The 18320-nt window shown below is 62.5% G+C and carries 24 protein-coding genes and 1 pseudogene; 6 read left to right on the top strand and 19 right to left on the bottom strand.

Going from position 1 to position 18320, the window contains the following annotated elements; genetic code table 11:
- Nucleotides 1-11 precede the first annotated feature (11 nt).
- From spoIIE to urtA, 19 genes and pseudogenes are all read right to left on the bottom strand, one after another.
- Nucleotides 12-2504, bottom strand: coding sequence for a stage II sporulation protein E (gene spoIIE, locus KJQ12_RS12060; RefSeq protein ID WP_213484870.1), 2493 nt, complete (start codon nucleotides 2502-2504; stop codon nucleotides 12-14).
- Nucleotides 2505-2830: 326 nt separating this feature from the next.
- The gene (locus tag KJQ12_RS12055) at nucleotides 2831-3541 is read right to left on the bottom strand and encodes an FAD-dependent oxidoreductase (protein WP_213484869.1); all 711 of its coding nucleotides are present in this window, start codon (nucleotides 3539-3541) and stop codon (nucleotides 2831-2833) included.
- An 87-nt stretch (nucleotides 3542-3628) separates the two neighbouring features.
- Nucleotides 3629-4027 (bottom strand): SRPBCC family protein, encoded by a 399-nt coding sequence (locus KJQ12_RS12050; protein ID WP_015256430.1) that lies wholly within the window; start codon nucleotides 4025-4027, stop codon nucleotides 3629-3631.
- Complete coding sequence (locus KJQ12_RS12045) at nucleotides 4024-4353, bottom strand: ArsR/SmtB family transcription factor (RefSeq protein WP_213484868.1); 330 nt, start codon at nucleotides 4351-4353, stop codon at nucleotides 4024-4026. Before KJQ12_RS12045 ends, KJQ12_RS12050 begins: the two co-directional genes overlap by 4 nt.
- A 183-nt stretch (nucleotides 4354-4536) precedes the next feature.
- Nucleotides 4537-4986 (bottom strand): S1 domain-containing RNA-binding protein, encoded by a 450-nt coding sequence (locus KJQ12_RS12040; protein WP_015256432.1) that lies wholly within the window; start codon nucleotides 4984-4986, stop codon nucleotides 4537-4539.
- Between the two features lie 147 nt (nucleotides 4987-5133).
- Nucleotides 5134-5448 (bottom strand): FtsB family cell division protein, encoded by a 315-nt coding sequence (locus KJQ12_RS12035; protein ID WP_213484867.1) that lies wholly within the window; start codon nucleotides 5446-5448, stop codon nucleotides 5134-5136.
- A 12-nt stretch (nucleotides 5449-5460) separates the two neighbouring features.
- Nucleotides 5461-6063 carry a spore cortex biosynthesis protein YabQ gene (gene yabQ / locus KJQ12_RS12030; RefSeq protein ID WP_213484866.1) on the bottom strand — a complete coding sequence of 201 codons (603 nt, stop codon included), beginning with the start codon at nucleotides 6061-6063 and terminating at the stop codon, nucleotides 5461-5463.
- The gene (yabP, locus tag KJQ12_RS12025; RefSeq protein WP_041854644.1) at nucleotides 6060-6341 is read right to left on the bottom strand and encodes a sporulation protein YabP; all 282 of its coding nucleotides are present in this window, start codon (nucleotides 6339-6341) and stop codon (nucleotides 6060-6062) included. The genes yabQ and yabP overlap by 4 nt, the downstream gene beginning before the upstream one ends.
- A 135-nt stretch (nucleotides 6342-6476) precedes the next feature.
- The gene (locus KJQ12_RS12020) at nucleotides 6477-6755 is read right to left on the bottom strand and encodes an RNA-binding S4 domain-containing protein (RefSeq protein WP_213484865.1); all 279 of its coding nucleotides are present in this window, start codon (nucleotides 6753-6755) and stop codon (nucleotides 6477-6479) included.
- 3 nt (nucleotides 6756-6758) lie between these two features.
- Nucleotides 6759-7031 (bottom strand): HU family DNA-binding protein, encoded by a 273-nt coding sequence (locus KJQ12_RS12015; RefSeq protein ID WP_015256437.1) that lies wholly within the window; start codon nucleotides 7029-7031, stop codon nucleotides 6759-6761.
- A gap of 180 nt (nucleotides 7032-7211) precedes the next feature.
- Nucleotides 7212-8693, bottom strand: coding sequence for a bifunctional methyltransferase/pyrophosphohydrolase YabN (yabN, locus tag KJQ12_RS12010; protein WP_213484864.1), 1482 nt, complete (start codon nucleotides 8691-8693; stop codon nucleotides 7212-7214).
- A gap of 156 nt (nucleotides 8694-8849) precedes the next feature.
- The gene (spoVT, locus tag KJQ12_RS12005) at nucleotides 8850-9392 is read right to left on the bottom strand and encodes a stage V sporulation protein T (protein ID WP_015256439.1); all 543 of its coding nucleotides are present in this window, start codon (nucleotides 9390-9392) and stop codon (nucleotides 8850-8852) included.
- Between the two features lie 718 nt (nucleotides 9393-10110).
- On the bottom strand, nucleotides 10111-10428 hold the full coding sequence (locus KJQ12_RS12000; protein ID WP_015256440.1) for a PDGLE domain-containing protein: 318 nt from the start codon (nucleotides 10426-10428) through the stop codon (nucleotides 10111-10113).
- A complete protein-coding gene (locus KJQ12_RS11995) occupies nucleotides 10425-11060 on the bottom strand; it encodes an energy-coupling factor ABC transporter permease (RefSeq protein WP_213484863.1) in 636 nt (211 codons plus the stop codon). Before KJQ12_RS11995 ends, KJQ12_RS12000 begins: the two co-directional genes overlap by 4 nt.
- A 42-nt stretch (nucleotides 11061-11102) precedes the next feature.
- The gene (gene urtE / locus KJQ12_RS11990; protein WP_213484862.1) at nucleotides 11103-11798 is read right to left on the bottom strand and encodes an urea ABC transporter ATP-binding subunit UrtE; all 696 of its coding nucleotides are present in this window, start codon (nucleotides 11796-11798) and stop codon (nucleotides 11103-11105) included.
- Nucleotides 11776-12579, bottom strand: a complete 804-nt coding sequence (gene urtD, locus KJQ12_RS11985; RefSeq protein ID WP_213484894.1) for an urea ABC transporter ATP-binding protein UrtD — start codon at nucleotides 12577-12579, stop codon at nucleotides 11776-11778. Before urtD ends, urtE begins: the two co-directional genes overlap by 23 nt.
- Nucleotides 12524-13672 (bottom strand): annotated as a pseudogene (gene urtC, locus KJQ12_RS11980) (urea ABC transporter permease subunit UrtC). Before urtC ends, urtD begins: the two are co-directional and overlap by 56 nt.
- A 36-nt stretch (nucleotides 13673-13708) precedes the next feature.
- On the bottom strand, nucleotides 13709-14617 hold the full coding sequence (gene urtB / locus KJQ12_RS11975; RefSeq protein ID WP_213484861.1) for an urea ABC transporter permease subunit UrtB: 909 nt from the start codon (nucleotides 14615-14617) through the stop codon (nucleotides 13709-13711).
- Between the two features lie 91 nt (nucleotides 14618-14708).
- Entirely contained in the window at nucleotides 14709-16022 is a 1314-nt protein-coding gene (gene urtA, locus KJQ12_RS11970) for an urea ABC transporter substrate-binding protein (protein ID WP_213484860.1), read from the bottom strand.
- A gap of 280 nt (nucleotides 16023-16302) precedes the next feature.
- Here urtA and KJQ12_RS11965 point away from each other — a divergent pair, with 280 nt between their 5' ends.
- From KJQ12_RS11965 to KJQ12_RS11940, 6 genes are all read left to right on the top strand, one after another.
- Nucleotides 16303-16509: a spore germination protein gene (locus KJQ12_RS11965; RefSeq protein WP_213484859.1), complete on the top strand. Its 207-nt coding sequence runs from the start codon at nucleotides 16303-16305 to the stop codon at nucleotides 16507-16509.
- A gap of 20 nt (nucleotides 16510-16529) precedes the next feature.
- Nucleotides 16530-16739 (top strand): hypothetical protein, encoded by a 210-nt coding sequence (locus tag KJQ12_RS11960; protein WP_213484858.1) that lies wholly within the window; start codon nucleotides 16530-16532, stop codon nucleotides 16737-16739.
- Nucleotides 16736-17068 (top strand): spore germination protein GerPC, encoded by a 333-nt coding sequence (gerPC, locus tag KJQ12_RS11955; protein ID WP_213484857.1) that lies wholly within the window; start codon nucleotides 16736-16738, stop codon nucleotides 17066-17068. Before KJQ12_RS11960 ends, gerPC begins: the two co-directional genes overlap by 4 nt.
- Complete coding sequence (locus KJQ12_RS11950) at nucleotides 17058-17354, top strand: hypothetical protein (RefSeq protein WP_015256450.1); 297 nt, start codon at nucleotides 17058-17060, stop codon at nucleotides 17352-17354. Before gerPC ends, KJQ12_RS11950 begins: the two co-directional genes overlap by 11 nt.
- Before the next feature lie 20 nt (nucleotides 17355-17374).
- A complete protein-coding gene (locus KJQ12_RS11945; RefSeq protein WP_015256451.1) occupies nucleotides 17375-18073 on the top strand; it encodes a nucleotidyltransferase domain-containing protein in 699 nt (232 codons plus the stop codon).
- Nucleotides 18074-18166: 93 nt separating this feature from the next.
- Nucleotides 18167-18268: a YjcZ family sporulation protein gene (locus tag KJQ12_RS11940; RefSeq protein WP_213484856.1), complete on the top strand. Its 102-nt coding sequence runs from the start codon at nucleotides 18167-18169 to the stop codon at nucleotides 18266-18268.
- Nucleotides 18269-18320 lie beyond the last annotated feature (52 nt).

Here is an 18320-nt window from a genome sequence, read left to right as displayed (position 1 = left end):
TTTCCGCCTGCTCAACTCACCGTCCTCGGACGCTCCAGCTTCGTCAGCCCCGGCCAGCGGAACGTCGCCCATTCCGGCTGGAACCGCCGCACGCGGGCGACGACGATCGTCATGTCGTCGCGGATTTCGTCCGCGCTGCTCTTCAGCACCGTGTCGAGCAGCTCTTCCGCCATCTGCTGCGGATCTTCCGCCTTCAGCTCCTGGATGATGCGCTTCATCCAGATCTCCTTGTTCACCGCATGCCCCGGCGCGTCGTACACGCCGTCGGTCATCATGATCAGCGTGTCGCCGGGATAGAGCTGCACGCGGACGAGATCGACGTCGATCTCCTGCAGAATGCCGATCGGCAGATTGCCGGCGGTGATCGGGATGACGTCGCTGCCCCGCTTGATGTAGCTCGGCGTGGAGCCGACCTTCAGGAACGTTGTCTTCGCCGTGTACCGGTCGATGAGCGCCACGTCCACCGTCGCGAACATTTCGTCGGCCGAGCGGAGGAGCAGCACCGAATTGACCGTCTGGATCGCCAGCTTCTCGTCCATCCCCGACTGCAGCAGCTGATGCAGCATGTCCAGCGCCGAGCGGCTCTCCAGCCGCGCCCGCTCGCCGCCGCCCATGCCGTCGCTGACGGCCACCGCGAACTTGCCGTTCGCCAGCTCCACCGTGCTGTAGCTGTCGCCCGACAGCAGCCCGCCGCCCTTGGCCGTGCCCGCCACGCCGGTCTCCACCTCATACGCCTTCGCCGATGTGAACGTCACGATCGACGGCTCCCCGCTGCGCTCCGGCAGTCGTTCCGATTTCACCGCGATCGGCTCGCCGAGAATGTCGGTCAGGAGCGGCGCGATCATTTTCCGGCATTCATCGAATCCCCGCGGGAACGTATGCGCGATCTCGATCTCGACGTTGCCTTCCTCCAGGCTGATGATCTCGACGCTGCGGATCGACAGGCCGAGCCCTTCCACCGCCTCGCGGATCTGCTCTTCCTGCAGGTGCATCTCCTGGCCTTCCCGGCGGATCTCCCGCGCCAGATCCTGCATGATCCGCGAGACGCCCGACAGCTGGTCGGCCACCAGGCGGCGCGACTCCCGGATGCGCTTCCGCCACAGCCGGTCGTGCTCGACCAGCTCCACCTGCTGACGCAGCACGGCGAGCACCTGATGCGGCTTGACGCAGTGCCTGGTCCACGTCTCCGGCAGCTCCTCGCCCAGCTGCGGCCGTTCGCGCTCGACGGACGCCGTCATTTCTTTCATGAGCCGGTACGTCTGCTGGAACTTCCCTTCCCAGCATTGCTGCTGCCGGAAACAGGTCGCGCAGACCGCCTCGGCCGCGGCGTTGACGAAGTGGACCCGTTCCTGCTGCCGCCGGCCGAACGGTTCGACATCGGCCGTCTCGGCGAAGCTTTCCGAGAGCTGACGGAACACTTCGGAGAATTGCGTCACCCGCTGCGCGGTCACGTCGCGAACCCGGCGGGCGTATTCGTGCTGTGACCGCGCATGCTCGGCCGTGCCCGGCACATAGCGGGCGATCGTCTTCAGCAGCGCGCGCGGTGTCATCAGGAACAGCAGCGCGGCGGCTGCCGATTCCCACGTCGAAGTGAGCGCGCCTTCCGTTCCGCCGACATAGACGGACAGGATCGTCGTCCCGAGCAGCATGCCGAAAGCCGCGGCCGGCTTGCCGCCTTCCCGGAGCAGGCCGGCGAGCAGCCCCGCGAACGCGAGCAGGCTCATCTGCAGGACGGCGCCGAAGTCGGCCAGGCTGAGGATGAGCCCGGCGATCACGCCGACCGACGCGCCGAGCAGGGCGCCGCCGGCCAGCGCGAACAGGAGCAGGACGTAGCGCGACAGGATGTGCGTAATCTCCAGATCATAGACCGTCCAGCCGGCCGCGCCCGTCATGATTGAAGCAAGCAGAATCATCAGACAGATGATCTCTTCATTGCGCAGCAGCGCCGGCTTCTTCGTCAGCATCAGGACGGGAACCGCCTGGATGAAGACGAGGGTGAGCACGAACGCCAGGCCCGCCTCCACCCCGACCATGAGCAGCTGGTAGCCGGTCAGCGCCTTGTCCAGCACGACGCCGAACAATTGCACCAGCAAGGCGGATATAAAAACGAGCAGCGGCGCATAGGATATTTCAGCGCGCTCGTAAGCCTCCATCCCGCGCACGAGCAGGTAGAACACGAGCAGCTCGGCCGCGGTCGACCAGGCCTGGGGCGCGGCGGCCAGCCAGCTGCCGGCGACGAGCGCCAGCGCGGCAATGAAGGCCGCATCGCGGCGCAGGAAATAAATGACGGCGAAATAGGCGGCCGCGAACGGCGCGAGCGTGTCCAATATCGCGGCGCGGCCGAGCAGCAGGCCGACCACGGCGATCAGCATCGTCCAGCGCCGGGACAGGAACAGCTGCGAGGCCGATGACGATAGCTTCCGCCATCTGTACCCGAGCTTCGACCGGCCGCCGCCGTGCCGGCTGCCGGTCCCGGGAAGCGGCACAATATTCTGCTTGTCCATCTTGAACAGCACCACCCATCCGAATATGCTTGTCCGCACTTGCCCGCAGCGGACGCGAGAAGTGACTCCTATTATAGGCGGGGTGCCTTCAGGAGTTTGTCATATTCGGTAGGCGGCGGCTATTTTTTTTCCGACACAAGCAGCGCGCCTCCGCCAGGGCGGACGACAAAGGGCGAATGCCCGCCGCGCCTGCATTCGCCCGCATCACGAGAAATTTGAAGGTCCGACGGACCGGCAAAATCCGCGGACGAAAGCGGCGCGGCTTCCGTCCGATCCTGGCTTCATGTGGCGAACGCCAGCGGATCTTTCCTTCCGTCTCCTCCGAATTAATAGCCGAAGAACGCGTCTTTGACGATGTTCCGCTTCGGAATTTTCCGGTTTCTCAGCTCCGCCGCAAGCGGATTCACCATCGATTGCGCTCCCGCAATCATGATGCTGCCGTCCTTGCGGTACGCGTCGGCCAGCCGGTCGAGCTCGCGGTACAGCTGATCGCGCGAGTCCAGGTAGTCGATGCTGACGGCGGACCGGTCGGCGATCCGGTCCAGTTCGTCTTTGAACAGATGCCGCCGGTGGCTGTCCACGTAAAGCAGCCGGATTTGCCGCTCACCCCCGCTTCCCTCCGCCTCGATCTGTTTCAGGATGGAGCGAATCGGCGTAATCCCGATGCCGCCCGCGATGAACAGCACGGGAGCCTTGTCTTTCGGATAAAAAGGCCCCACGGGACCGCGCAGCGTCACCTTCATGCCGGGCGAAAGCTCCAGCAGCGCCCGCTTGAACGCGCTCGGGTTGTCCCGCACAACCGTCGTGATGCGGATGACGTTCTCGGCGGGCGCGGACGAGACGCTGAACGGTTTCGTCGCGTTTTTGATTTTCTTGTGCGTGATCGTGAACAGCCCGTATTGCCCCGCCTTCCAGGCCAGATCATCCGGCTTGTCGAACAGGAAGCTCACGACATCGTCCGCCTCTCTGCGGCTTTCCCTGAAGACGATCTCCCGTTGCCTGAAAAACGGAATCAGATTGTCCTGCAGAAATCCCATGCGCTCAGCTCCTCTCAATGGATCATCCGCGGCTCCCGTGCCGGGAAAGTACAGCTGCCCGTTTTCCCTCCGCCGCGCTTTTGGCTTTTACTCCGCCAATACCTGCTCCAGCTTTTCGACCCAGGCCTTCCAGCCGTATTGGGCGCCGGCCAGCGCCGCCTTGTTCGAGAGACCGGTCTGTTCGAGGCGCAGGTGCACCTTGCCGTTCCCGAGATCGTCCAGGGTCAGCGTCACCGTGTGCCGCTCCTCGCCGACCACCCATGAGAAGGACAGCCGATGCGGCGCTTCCACGGCGAGCACTTCGCTGTCCACGATGCCGTCCCAGTACTCGTTCGGCTGATGGCGGAACTGGAATCGATGCCCGACCACCGGCTTGAAGTCGTTGTCCGCGATCCATTTGGCCAGCTTGCGGGAATCGGTCAAGGCGGACCACAGCTTCTCCACCGTCGTCTCAAACTGAAAATCCATGTTTAACGAAAAACTCATGCGTCCTCCTCCTCCTCGAGCAATTGGCCCAACCGCATCATGTTGGCGCTCCAGTAGTTGCTGTAATAGGCGACCCAGTCCTGAACCTCTTTCAGCGGTGCCGCATCCAGCTTGTAGCGGGTCTCCCTGCCCACCTTGCGGTCTTTCACAAGCCCGGCCTCTTTCAGAATGCCCAGATGTTTGGAAACGCCGGTCCGGCCCATCGGAAAATGCGAGGCCAGCTCATGCAGCGGCAGCTCCTCCGCTTCGGCGAGCAGCTGGATCAGCCGGCGTCTCGTCGGATCGGCAATCGCATCGAAGACGTCTCGTTGTTGAACTTTGCTCACGGTACCCACTCCAGTAGCAATGTTTGATATGGTTATGGAAAGATCACCCGCTTAAACATGGTATGCGCCACCATTCGGTGACATATCCACTATACGACACTTTTTGGTGTCTTGTAAACAGGGATCTATTGCATCAAAAAAAGCAGAACCTGTCGGTTCTGCCTGCATCTTCAACAATTTGCCTCAGCCGCGTCTCGATCCGCGGCCTCCGCGTTTGCCTTCCGTATTCTTCTTCAGGGAGGAAATGCGTTCCTCGCTGTCTCTCAAGAACCGGGACATTTTCTCCTCGAAGGACATTTTGCCGGGAGCCGATCTGAATCCGCCGCGTCCGCCCGGTCTGCGGTCTCCGGGCCGGCCTTGCCGGTCGCCGCGCTGCGGAGGAACATAGCCTTCCGGACGATCGATGGCCTGCTTGATCGACAGACCGATCTTGCCGTCCTTGTCGACGTTGATCACCTTCACCGTGACGATGTCGTCGATTTTCAGGTGGTCATTCACGTCTTTGACGTAGTGGTCGGCAATTTCCGAAATGTGCACGAGCCCCGTGACACCGTCAGCCAGATCGACGAATGCCCCGAAATGCGTAATGCCCGTCACTTTGCCCTCTAACTTGGCTCCCACTTCAATTGCCATGAATAAGATTGGCCTCCCTAAATGATTAAATCAAAGAAGAACACTTCCATACGCTTGGGGCATGGCTGACTCAGGCTCCAGCGAAAGGCTGTTCTATCCGTGATTATAACCGAACGCCGAATGCAAAACAACAGCGGCCAGCGGCGCTCAGTCGCCGCTTTCCGTCACCTGGATCGGCTGTTCTCCGGGCATGGTGAGGCCGTTTTTCCGGGCAAGTTCCTTGATGTATTCCGGGTTGCCCAGCCGCTCGATTTCGAACTCGAGTTCAGCCTGGCGCTGTTCGGCTGCTGCGACCTGGTCCTGCAGCGCTTTCAGCGTCTTGATCGTCTCCGATCGGGCCTCAAGCTGCTGAACGGATGTATAGACCGCCCACCCCATGAACGAAGCGACGATCAAAAACCAGAGCCGCAAACGCCGCTTCATGCCCGTTCGGGAGGGAGTATGCTTTCGGGCATCCGCCACGTGCCGTACCTCCTAGGATCGCCTGTTCCGCCAATTGCGTATCATGGCAGCCAATCTTTCGGTCAGCGGCGCAAGTCCCGCCGCTTTCGCCCATCTCGCCGCCGTTTTGCTGATCGGGAGCCATACAGGCCGCGCGAGCCGGGCGATCAATCCAAGTATTGGATTTAATAATTGTACCATAAACCGGAACAGATACATAGAGGCTCCAGAGACTAGTCTGAAAAACCCATTTGAAAGCCGAACCAGCCATCGCAGCGGCCGGACGACGAGCACATCCGCGGTGCGGACGGCAAGCCGCCAGAGCCGGCGGACTGCCGCGGCCAGCAGCCGGTACAGGCGGATGACCGGTCCGCTGAGCAGCCAGAAATAAAATGCGAGCCCGATGAAAAAGCCGAGGAAGACGGGCAGCCGCACCTCGCCTTCGTTGACCGCCAGCAGCACGCGAAAAACAACCAGCGTGGCCAGCAGCCAGTACAGGAGGTCGAACACGGGAATCCACAGCCGGCCGGCGTTCAGCTCGCGGGCCGCGACCCGGTAGCCGTCGAAGGCCGCACCCATGCCGATGCCGGCCAGCGCCACATAAGCGAGCGTCAGAAACTGGACCTGCAGGCTCACTTGAACAACTTCCCGAAGAAGCCTTTGGATTTGTCGACCGACGCGCCGTCGAGATAGGCGATCGTATGGATCGCGCCTTCGATGGCGACGAGCCCCTGCTCGAGGCTGAGATGTTTCATGTGCAGGTTCTGACCGCGCACGGTCAGGAAGCCGAGCTCGGTATCGAGCAGGAACTCCTCGCTGTCGAAGCTCTCCACGTTCCGGATGCCCGTGATCTCCAGCACTTTGCGGTTCAACATTTTGATTTCCTGGCGTTTCGCTTTCGTCTGTTCCATCATCATGGCCTGGCCTCCTCCCTTACCACCATGGATATGGAAGAAGGACAAGATTTAGAACAGGTCGGACAAGAAGAAAGACCGCCTCCGGCGCCGCAGTCCGCGGCACCGAAGACGGCCTTCGTTGTTGCCAAATCCTTATTGCCCTTCCTCTTCGCCTTCCCGGCGGAATTCTTCACGCAGCAAGGTGTAGAGACCGGCGGCTTCGTCCTTGCGGGTCGTCTCGGCGAGCCGCTCGACCCGAACCGTCACCGTCTTCTGGCCGAACTGGATGGTCAGTTCGTCGCCAACCTTGACCGTGCTGCTCGGCTTCGCCTCGCGGCCGTTGATCCATACGCGCCCCTGTTCGGAGACGTCCTTCGCCACTGTCCGCCGTTTGATCAGCCGGGATACTTTGAGGAATTTGTCCAGCCTCATGTATTACTTTACGGCTTCTTTCAGCTTGTTGCCCGCTTTGAACGCCGGGACTTTCGATGCAGGAATCTCGATCGTCTTGCCCGTTTGCGGGTTGCGGCCTTTGCGGCCGTTGCGCTGACGCGTTTCGAACGTGCCGAAACCGATCAGCTGAACTTTGTCCCCGGATTGCAGCGCTGCCGTCACTTCACCCAGAAATCCGTTCAGCACCGTCTCGACGTCCCGCTTCGACAGCCCGCTCTTCGCGGCAATGTTGTTGATCAGATCCGTCTTGTTCATCTACTCACAGCCTCCTGATTTCCTTCATCATAATAGTGTCCGCACGGAGACGTTGCCGCTCCGCGGCGGAATTGCAAAGCATCCGCATCTTCTATTCTTTCCGGGAATGGGAAAATCCTGCCGGACCGCGTGATTTTTTTCGATTTATCGGGGAAAAACGCGGGAAAAAGTCGAAAAGTCCTAGTTCTTGCGTTTCGCTTCCTCCCACCAACGATCCATTTCCTCGAGATTCGTTTCCCCGAAAGTCTTACCGCTTTTCTTGAGCTGCTCCTCGATATAGGCGAAACGGCGGCTGAATTTCGCGTTCGTCCGGGCGAGCGCTTCCTCGGGATCGGCGCCGATGAACCGGGCAACGTTGACGGTTGCGAACAAGAGATCGCCGAGCTCCAGCGCCTGCTCTTCCTTGTCTTTCCCCGCCGCGACCGCTTCGCGCAGCTCCCCCAGCTCCTCGCCGATCTTGTCCAGCGCCGGGCCGATCTCCGGCCAGTCGAATCCGACTTTGGCCGCCTTCTTCTGCAGCGCGTACGCCTTCATGAGCGCGGGCAGATCGCGCGGGATGCCGTCCAGCACGGACGACCGCTCCGAGAGGCCTTTCCGCCGCCTCTCCTCCGCTTTCATCCGCTCCCAGCTCGCGAGCGCCTCTTGCGCGTTCGCCGCGCCGGTCTCGCCGAAAACGTGCGGATGCCGGAACAGCAGCTTCTCGTTCAGCGACTGGATGACGTCGTATACGTCGAACGTGCCGTTCTCCGCTTCCATCTGGCTGTGCAGCATCACCTGCAGCAGCACGTCGCCGAATTCTTCCTGCATGCCGACGGGATCGTCGTTGTCGATCGCCTCGATCGCTTCGTAGGTTTCCTCGATGAAATTTTTCCGGATGGACCGGTGCGTCTGCTCCCGATCCCAGGGACAGCCTTCCGGGCTGCGGAGGATGGCAACGATCTCATGCAGCCGGTCGAACGACCGGTTGCGCAGCATCGGATCGTCGGACTTCGGCAGCCAGACCAGGGTCAGGTTGCCGTATTCCTCCAGCCGGTCCAGGTCGTGCAGCGGCACGGTCTCGATCCGCTCCTCGCCCGGAACGCCCAGCGCGTGCCCGACCGTCACCGGGTGATCGTCCGGGTAACGCTCCATCAGCGACAGCTTGACGTCGGACGCGGTGAACTTGTCGTACACCTGGGCGATGACGGTGTGCAGCTCCGGCCGAAGCAGGGACGGCTTCACATCCGCCGCGTCGAGCAGCTGGAATCCTTCGATCGGATCGAAGCCGAGCCGGATGAACGCCTGGTCGAGGAAGCTTTCGCCGCCGACGATCTCGAGCGCTATGCCGGCGCCGCCGCACCGCTCGGAGAGCAGCCGCACCGTCCGCTCGGCCACCATCGGATGGCCCGGCACCGCATAGAGAAGCGGCTGCCCGTCCGCCTGCGCCAGCCGGATCAGCTCGTCCGCGATCCGCTCGTACACGTCCGGGAACGAATCCGACTGTTCGTAGAAATGATCGAATGATTCGAAAGCCAGCCCGTGTTCGGTGAGCTTCCGGACCGCGGGATGGCTTGCGGTCCGCACATAGCGCCGCGGCGTCTCCTGCAGCCGCCGCCAGACGCCCAGCGTAATATGGTCTTCGCCGCCGGAACCGATTCCGGCGACGATGATGGTCGGTGACATCGCGCCTGTGAGTCCTCCTTCCGAAGCGGCCCGCAGGCCGCCGATCACCATTATAACCCATCCGCGCCGGAATTGCCTCTTCGGTCGCACAATAAAAGCTCCCCCTTGCGCCGGGTTGCCGCATGGGGAAGCCTGTCGTCCATGAAAATTTGCCGCTTATTGCTCCATCTGTTTTGCCAGGAAACCGGCGGCCGTCTCCGCCATTTTCGCTTCCATCTGTCCCATCTTCACGCCTTCGTCCTTGCTGACAAGCACGACGGCTCCGATCGGGTCGCCGCCTGCAATGATCGGCGCGGCCGCCAGCGAGCTGAACTGGTCTTCCGTGTCCTTGACCAGCTCGAACCGGCCGCCGTTCGGCTCGAGAACGGGCTTGCGGTTCTCCATGCTCTGCTCGAGCAGCGAGCCGACCGGCTTGTCCAGAAATTCTTTCTTCGATGCGCCGGCCACGGCAATGATTGTATCGCGGTCGCAGATCAAAGCGATATGTCCCGTGCTCTCATACAGCGATTCGGCATATTCCTTGGCGAAGTCGCCAAGCTCCCCGATCGGGGAATATTTCTTCAGGATGACTTCACCGTCGCGGTCGACGAAGATCTCCAGCGGGTCGCCTTCGCGTATTCTCAGCGTGCGGCGGATTTCCTTCGGAATCACGACACGGCCGAGGTCATCGATCCGGCGGACGATACCTGTTGCTTTCATGTCTGGATGCCCCACTTTCGCTATAGATTTGGATTCGACAGAAGGCTGCGGAGACAATCGGGACGAGAGACCCTGGCATATGTTACACCGCCTGCCAGGCCGACGCGCGGCCATTTGCGGCACCATGAGCCAGAAGCGATCTGACCATAGTATTCAACTGCTCCCAAAACCTTATGCGCTTGCCCGAATCGTCCTGAATTCGCCAATTGTTCAGCGCCGGGGCAGCCGCCCGTCGATTTCCGCCGGATGTTCCGGCACGAAAAAGGCCGGCCAGGCCGTTCGCGCCTGACCGGCCGGTCGGGGCCGGGTTCCGTGATCCTGTTATGCGGCATGCGAGCTGCAGCAGCGCGGCCGGCTAACCGCTGTAACGCGGCATGCGCGTTACCGCTTGTCGAGAGGTGCTCCGCAAACCACTGTAACGTGGTATGCACGTTACAGCCTCGTCGGAGGGGCCACGCGAGCCGTTGTAACGTGGTATGCACGTTACAGCCTCGTCAGAGGGGCCACGCGAACCGCTGTAACGTGGTATGCACGTTACAGCCTCGTCAGAGGGGACACGCGAACCGCTGTAACGTGGTATGCACGTTACAGCTTCGTCGGAGTGGCCTCGCGAGCCGCTGTAACGTGGTATGCACGTTACAGCCTCGTCAGAGGGGACACGCGAGCCGCTGTAACGTGGTATGCACGCTGCGCCTGTCGGCCAATCCGACCTCCAAGCCTACCGCCTCCTCGCCAGCGCGCGCAGCGCGGTCCACAGCAGGACCGCCATGACGACGGCGCCGATGAGGCCGGCCAGACCTGTCCGGACGGCTTCCCACGGAATGCCGGCGACCTCGTAGCCGGGCATCGGCGAAAACGAATGGACGGCGGCTTCCCGCCCGAGGAAACCGAGATCTTCGGCGACGCGCTCCAGACCGTCGGGACGGCCCGAAGCCCACGGGGAAGCGAGGCCCGCCGCAGCCAGCGTGAGGACGGCCAGCACCGCCCATTTGCGCCGGCTGCCCGTTACCTTGTATTCCGGGCGTCTTTCGTTCATGCGAACGCACCTTCCCGCGCCAGGGAAGTCCGACGCTCCGTCAAATAGGCTGCCGCCGCCATCGTGATCAGCCCTTCGCCGATGCCGATGAGCGCATGCCAGCCGAGCATCGCCGGCAGCGCTGCGCTGAGCGGGGCAGCGCCGGACAGCGCCAAGAGCAGCGCGACGCCGCAGGATGCCGCGACGATGGACACCCACGCCGCGGCGAACGACGCGGCGGCCTGCAGCCGGCCCTTGAGCAGTCTCAAGCCGGCTTGATAGACACCGTAACCGGCGAACGAACCAATGATGGCGGTGCACAGAATGTTGGCCCCGAGCGCGGTGATGCCCCCGTCATGGAACAGGACCGCCTGGATAATCAGCACGGCCGACATGATGACGGCGGCCGCCCACGGTCCGAACAGAATGGCCGCAAGCGCGCTGCCGAGAAAATGCCCCGATGTCCCGCCGGCAATCGGGAAGTTCAGCATCTGCGCCGCGAAGATGAACGCCCCGGCAAGGGCGGCTGCCGGCACCTGCGGCTGCGCGAGCGCCGTCCGGGTCCTGCGCAGCGCATAGCCCGCGGCCGCCGCTCCGGCAACCGTCGTTGCCGTCCACACTTCCATGCTCAAATATCCGTCCGGTATATGCATGATGGATTCCTCCCTGTCAGTTTTTCATTGCGCAAATTGCCTTTATACCGCCAAATGCCGCTGCACGACATCCTCGGTCAACTCCGCCGCTTCGCCCTGCCAGACGATCATGCCCCGATCCATCATGTAGAAGTAGTCGCCGACGCTGCGCACGAACTCGAGGTCCTGCTCCGCCAGCAGAATCGCCATCCGGCCCTCGCGCTTGATGTCGCGGATGACGGCGCGGATCTCCTCGACGATCGACGGCTGGATCCCTTCGCACGGCTCGTCGAGCAGCAGCAGATCCGGCTGCGGCGCAAGCGCCCGTGCGAAGGCGAGCTGCTGCTGCTGGCCGCCGCTCAGGTCGCCGCCGCGCCGCCCATAGAGCGAGGGCAGCGTCGGGAAGCGCGCGACCGCTTCCTCCGGAATCGTCTTGAGCCGCCCGCCGGCGGCCTCCAAACCGAGCAGCAGGTTGTCGTACACCGTGAGCAAGGGGAAGATTTCCCGCCCCTGCGGCACGTAGCCGATGCCGCGCCGGGCGCGGACGGCCGGCGGACGGCCGGCGAGTTCCTCGTCCTTGAACCGGATGCTGCCCTTGCGCGCCTTCAGCACGCCCATGATGCCCCGCATGAGCGTCGTCTTCCCGACGCCGTTGCGGCCAAGCAGGCAGACGACCTGCCCCGGCTTCACATCCAGCGACACGCCGCGCAGGATGACGGTGCCGCCGTACCCCGTCTCAAGCTGTCGAACGGTCAGCATCGGCATTCCGCCTCCGTCCGAGGTAAACTTCCATCACGCGCTCGTCGTTCTGCACTTCGTCCACGGACCCTTCCGCCAGCAGCCGGCCTTCGTGCATGACGGTGACCGTGCTCGCGAAATTTCGCACGAACTCCATGTCGTGCTCGACGACGATGACCGACTGCCTGCGCGCAATCTCGCGCAGCAGGATCCCCGTCTTCTCCGTCTCCCGGTCGGTCATGCCCGCCGCCGGCTCGTCGAGCAGCAGCACATCCGGCTCTTGCATGAGCATCATGCCGATCTCCAGCCACTGCTTCTCGCCGTGGGAGAGACTGCCGGCCAGGCGGCCGGCTTTCGCCTCCAGCCCGATCATCTTCAGCTGCGCCGCCATGCGGTCCTCGTCTTCCGAGCTCATCCTCGCCGTCAGCGTCGCGAACACGCTCCTGTTCTGGCGCATCGCGATCTCGAGGTGTTCGCGCACCGTCAGCGACGGGAAGATCGACGGCGCCTGGAATTTCCGCCCGATGCCGAGCTCCGCGATCCGGTGCTCCCGCTTCCGCGTCAGATCGATCTCTCCCCTGAACAGGACGCGGCCGGAAGCCGGCTTCACCTTGCCGCAGATGACGTCAAGCAAGGTCGTCTTGCCCGCGCCGTTCGGCCCGATCAGGAAGCGCAGTTCGCCCTGCCGGAGCGTCAGGTTCATCCCCTGTAGCGCCTTGAATCCGTCGAAATCGACGACGACCGCCTCACACCGCAGAATGTCGGACACCTTCCGCGCCCCCGGCTTCTGCGCCGACCGCATTTCCAAGTCCGTTCCCGGTTCCAACTCCATCGCTCTCATCGGTTCTCTCCCTCCTTCTTCGCAGCGCCGCCGGCAAACCGGCAATGCCGGCCAGCCCGCGCGGCATGAATACGACAACCGCGACGAACAGCAGGCCGATCAGCAGCGTCCACAGTTCGGGGTACGTTTCGCTGAGCACGCTCTTCGCCCCGTTCATCAGGACGGCGCCGAGCACCGCGCCGATCAGCGTGCCGCGGCCGCCGATCGCCACCCACAGCACCATCTCGATGGACGGCACGATGCCCATCATCGACGGGGATATGATGCCGACATGCAGCACGAACAGCATGCCCGCCAGCCCCGCCAATCCGGCGGAAACGCAGAACGCGGTCATCTGGTACAGGGCCGGGTTGTAGCCGATGAACCTTGCCCGGTTCTCCCCGTCCCGGATCGCCCGCAGCACGCGCCCGAACCGGCTCCCCGTCAAATACCGGCAGAGGGCGAACGCGGCAAAGAGCACGACAGCCGTCAGCAAGTACAGCCACACCTTCGTCTGCGGATCGGCCAGTTTGAATCCGAACAGCGTGCTGTACCCGGTAATGCCGTTCGTCCCGCCCGTATATGCCTGCTGACCGACGAACAGCGTCGTCGTGATGATGACCAGCGCCTGCGTCAGAATCGTGAAATAGACGCCCTTGATCCGATTGCGGAACGTGAACCAGCCGAGCAGCAGGGCCAGCGCGACCGGCAGCAGCACCCCGGCCAGCATCGCGAAGGCCGGTGATTCGAACGGCCGCCAGAACTACGGCAGCTTCGTCAGCCCGCTCCAGCTCATGAAATCCGGCAGTTTGCCGCCGGACGCCGCAAGCTTCAGATGCATCGCCATCGCGTAGGCGCCGAGTCCGAAGAAGACGCCGTGGCCGAGGCTTAAGATACCGGTGTATCCCCAGATCAGGTCGAGGCCGAGCGCCGCGACGGCGAGCGCAAGAAACTTCGCCAGCAGATTCAGGCGGAAGTCATTCAAATAGAGCGGCGCGCACAGCAGCGCGGACACGGCCGCCGCGTATCCGACGAGCAGCCAGATGCGCCGGGGCGTCCAGTAGGCAAAAGGCATGACGCTTCACCTCTCGTTTCCGTTTTTTGTGCCGCATCAGGAATCGAGCGAACGCGTCCGCACGGCGATGATCCCCCGGGGTTTCCATTGCAGGAACAACACCACTGCCAGGAAGACCAGCACCTTGCCGAGCGATGCGGTCGTCCAGAATTCGAACAGCGTGTTCGCCATGCCGATGCCGAGCGCGCCGAGCACGGTGCCGATCAGCTTGCCGACGCCGCCGAGCACGACGACCATGAACGCGTCGACGATATAGTAGGTGCCGATCGACGGACCGATCGGACCGATCAGCGTCAGCGCGCATCCGGCGATGCCGGCGATGCCGGAGCCGACCGCGAAGGTGAGCGCGTCGACGCGCCGGGTCGAGATGCCGAGGCAGGCCGCCATGTCGCGGTTCTGCATGACCGCCCGCATCCGCCGTCCTTCCGCCGTGCGGTAGATGTAAACGTACATGAGGAGCAGCACAACGGCGACCAGCGCAATGATGAACAGCCGCTTGTACGGCAGCACGACACCTTCCATCACGGTCCATCCGCCGTTCAGCCAGCCCGGACTCGTCACCGCAACGTTCGGCGCGCCGAAGATCGAGCGGGCCGCCTGCTGCAGCGCGAGGCCCACTCCCCAGGTCGCCAGCAGGCTGTCCAGCGGTCGCCCGTAGAGAAAGCGGATCAGCGACGACTCCAGGAGCAGTCCGAACAGGAAGCAAACAAGAAAGCTGACCGGAACGGCCAGCGCGAAGTACCAGTCGAACATCTCGCCGGGCAGCGCCGCACGGAAGATGTTCTGCGTGACAAACGCCGCATACGCGCCGATCATGATCATCTCGCCATGCGCCATGTTGATGACGTTCATCAGTCCGAAGGTGACCGCAAGTCCGAGCGCGATGAGCAGCAGGATCGAGCTGACGCTGATGCCGTTAAACAATTGAAGCAGCATCACTTCCATGTGTATCCCCTCCCGCTGTCAGGAATCCGGCTGCCGGGACAAGGAAGCGCCCGGGGTATCCGGACGCCCCCTTCCGGGCTGCAGCCCGCGATCATTCTTCGGCCAGACCCGCCGCCCATTCGTATCCGGCCAGGTACGGATCGGGTTTCACGGGTCCGTCCGTCGCCCACAGTTCCTTGAACATGCCGTCCGCCTGCACTTCGCCGATGCGGACCGTCTTGTAGATGTGCTGGTTGTCGCCGTCGACCGTCACTTTGCCTTCCGGCGCATTCCATTCAATGCCCTTCGCCGCTTCCCGGACGGCGTCGACGTCCGTCGTGCCGGCCTTCTCGACGGCGGCGGCCCACAGGTACACCGCGATGTAGCCCGCTTCGATCGGGTCGGCGGTGACGCGGTCTTCGCCGTACTTCGCCTTGTAAGCTTCGACGAACGCCTTGTTCTCCGGCGTATCCGTCGTCTGATAGTAGTTCCATGCCGCGAGATGCCCTTCCAGCACGTCGGCGCCGATGCCGCGGATCTCTTCCTCGGCGATCGATACGGACAGCGTCGTCAGATCCTGCGCCGTAATGCCGGCATCCTTCAGCTGCTTGAAAAACGCCACGTTGCTGTCGCCGTTCAGCGTGTTGTAGACGACGTCGGGGTTGGCCTGCTTGATTTTGCTGATGATCGTGCTGTAGTCGGTATGGCCGAGCGGCGTATATTCTTCGCCTACGACTTCGCCCCCTTCGGCCTGAAGCTGCGCCTTGATGATCTTGTTCGCCGTGCGCGGGAACACGTAATCGGAGCCGAGCAGGAAAAACTTCTTGCCGCGGTTCTTGAGCAGCCACGTGACCGACGGCACGATTTGCTGGTTCGTCGTCGCGCCGGTATAGAAGATGTTCGGGGAAGCTTCGAGCCCTTCATATTGCACGGGGTACCAGAGCAGGCCGTTCAGCTCTTCGAACACCGGCAGCATCGCCTTGCGGCTTGCCGAAGTCCAGCCGCCGAACACCGTCGCGACCTTGTCTTCCGAGATCAGCTTGCGCGCTTTCTCGGCGAACGTCGGCCAGTCGGACGCGCCGTCTTCAATGATCGGCACGATCTTCTTGCCGAGCACGCCGCCCTGCGCGTTGATCTCTTCGATCGCGAGCAGTTCCGCGTCCTTGACGGACACTTCGCTGATCGCCATCGTGCCGCTGAGCGAATGCAGGATGCCGACTTTGATCTCGCCTTCGCCGGCGTCTCCGCTATCGCCGGAAGTTTCGGCACCCCCGGCCGATTCGTTCGAAGAACCGCCGCCGGAACCGGACGCCGGGCTTCCTCCGGATCCCGCGTTTCCGCCGCCTCCGCCGCAGCCTGCAAGCACCAGCGCGAAGGCAAGCACCAGCATCATCGCCGAAAGCCATTTTTTCCTCCGATTTCTCATCTTCCCACTCCCCGATATGTCATATTTCCGAACGTTATTTCTCTTCATCCGGTCAACGTTCGTAAATCCAATTATAGTTACACCATTTTTACATGTCAATATATATAACATATTATCGCCATAACCACTTTTAATCAATCTTTATGTTAGATTATATTACTTAATAATGTAATGTTAAAAGGGTGTGTCCGTCCGAGACCGCGTCTCAAGCCGGCAACAGGAAAGAGCGGTAACGTTCGCGCCTCCGGGCCATATGATGAAATGACTGGAGGGGTGATAAATGCCCACCGTTAACAACATTTTCAACCTGAAAATCACCAGCGTGTCCCAAAACGGCTCGATCAATTTCGGCAACGCGCTTCACCGGGAGCTGACCGTCAACCAGAAAATCATCGGCGGGACGATCCTGATCGGCGATGGCAGCCTGGCCATGAACCGCCTGCTTAACAACGTGGTCGACAGAGATGTGCAGGATCAGATCAACTAGCGGACCGGTGGGTGTGCGGCATGCAAATCAATATCGGGATGATCAGAATCAATGTCATAACGAACGTCGGCTCCTTCAATGTGGGGAAGACGATTCTGTGCAACAACCGTTCGACGGTTACGGTGCAGCCCGGTCCGGAGGACGCGGGCGGCGGCACCGGCGCGGAAGGAACCGCCGAACCCGGCGGGCCGCAGCATGAACCGATGCAAAGGAGCGACAATGCGCCATGAACACGACTTCAGAGGATCAAATTCGAACGCTGGAAGCGTGCGTGCGTCTTCTGGAGAACCAGCTTCGGGAGCTGGAGGACCGGCTCCGGCAGGCCGAGGACGAGCTCCGTGCGCTGAAGACGGAGGCCGGCCAGGTGAGGCCGATCCGCATCGAAGCGATCAATTACAAAGTGCAGGAACTGGTCGTCAGCGAGCTGTCCGGAACGCTGCACGTCGGCCTTACGGCGCTTACCGATTCCAAGTCGCTGGATAAGATCGTGAACGGCGGAGAGGCCGTCTCGCTGGAGAACCTGACGAACGAAAGCGGGGCCGGGACGGATGGCGGATAACAAAACCTGCCTCCGGTGCGGGGCCGTTTTCGAGGAGGGAAGCCATTATTGCACCAGGTGCGGCGCGCCGGTCGTGAACCGCTGCACCGACCCGGGTGATCTGCTGAACGATCCGTGCGGACATATCTGCGGCCCCCGGGACGCGTTCTGCTCGAAATGCGGCTCGGAGACGACCTTCAAGAAAGCCGGGCTCATCCATTCCCCCTACACGGAGAACAAGGTGCTGTACAAGAACCATCTGGACGACATGAGCTGGCTGCTTCATCCGTTTTTCACCAAGTGGTAAGCCCCGGGAGGAGATCAACCATGCGCCCGTCTCCGTTTGAAGCCGCTGCACAGTATGTTGCCGCCGCGCATCCCGGCTGCCTGCTTGCCGTTCTCGGCGGGAGCGCGGCGCGCCGGACGCACGGCCCGGATTCCGACCTCGACATCGTCGTCGTGGAGCGAGGAGAAAGCGAACTGTTCCGCAGAGTCGTCCGCTTCCGCGGCTGGATCGTCGACTGCTTCATTCTGACCGATTCGGACTACCGGGAAATCTTCGACGCGGGCATGCAGGAAGCCAATCCGTCCCTGCAGCGCATGATCGCCGAAGGGACGGTGATCCGCCGCACCGAGCGGGGGCTGCAGATCGTGGAGGAAGCGCGCGCCGATCTCGCGTTCGGGCCGTTGCCCTGGTCTCCCGATGAGATCGACGACGCGCGGAACCGCCTCTCGGAAACGGCGGCCGACCTGCTGCGGTCCCGCTGCCGGGACGAGCGGCGGTTCATCGCGAGCCGCCTCGTGCTGCTCGCCGCCGAATTTCTGCTCCGGACGGGGCGCCGGTGGATCGGCGAAGGCAAGCATCTGTACCGGTGTCTGCGCGAATTCTCGCCCGAGTATGCCGCGAAGCTGAGCAGCGCCCTGGAAGCGCTGAACGCGCACGACGATCCCGCGCCGCTGATCGCCGTCTGCCGCTCCATCCTGGAGCCGTTCGGCGGCGAGTTGATCGTCGGGTATGAAAGATGACGCGGAACAGTTGTTACCGGGACATCCGCACAATACGTTAGGCCGCAGACCGCATACGTTAGTAGTGCAGTTCATCAGGAAGGAGGTCATCCGATGAGCTACGCGGGCAAAACGGGTTTCTGGTACACGTCGGCCGGCGTCATTCTGGTCCTGTTCATTCTGCTGGTCATCGTCTCCCGGCCTTTCCTCTACTAGTAGAGGGAGCGGAGACGCAAGCGGCCGGCCGGGCTTCAATCCCGGCCGGCCG

This window comes from Thermobacillus xylanilyticus (assembly GCF_907165215.1).
In the GTDB taxonomy this organism is placed as follows: domain Bacteria; phylum Bacillota; class Bacilli; order Paenibacillales; family Paenibacillaceae; genus Thermobacillus; species Thermobacillus xylanilyticus.
This window is presented reverse-complemented; position numbering and strand designations above follow the sequence as displayed.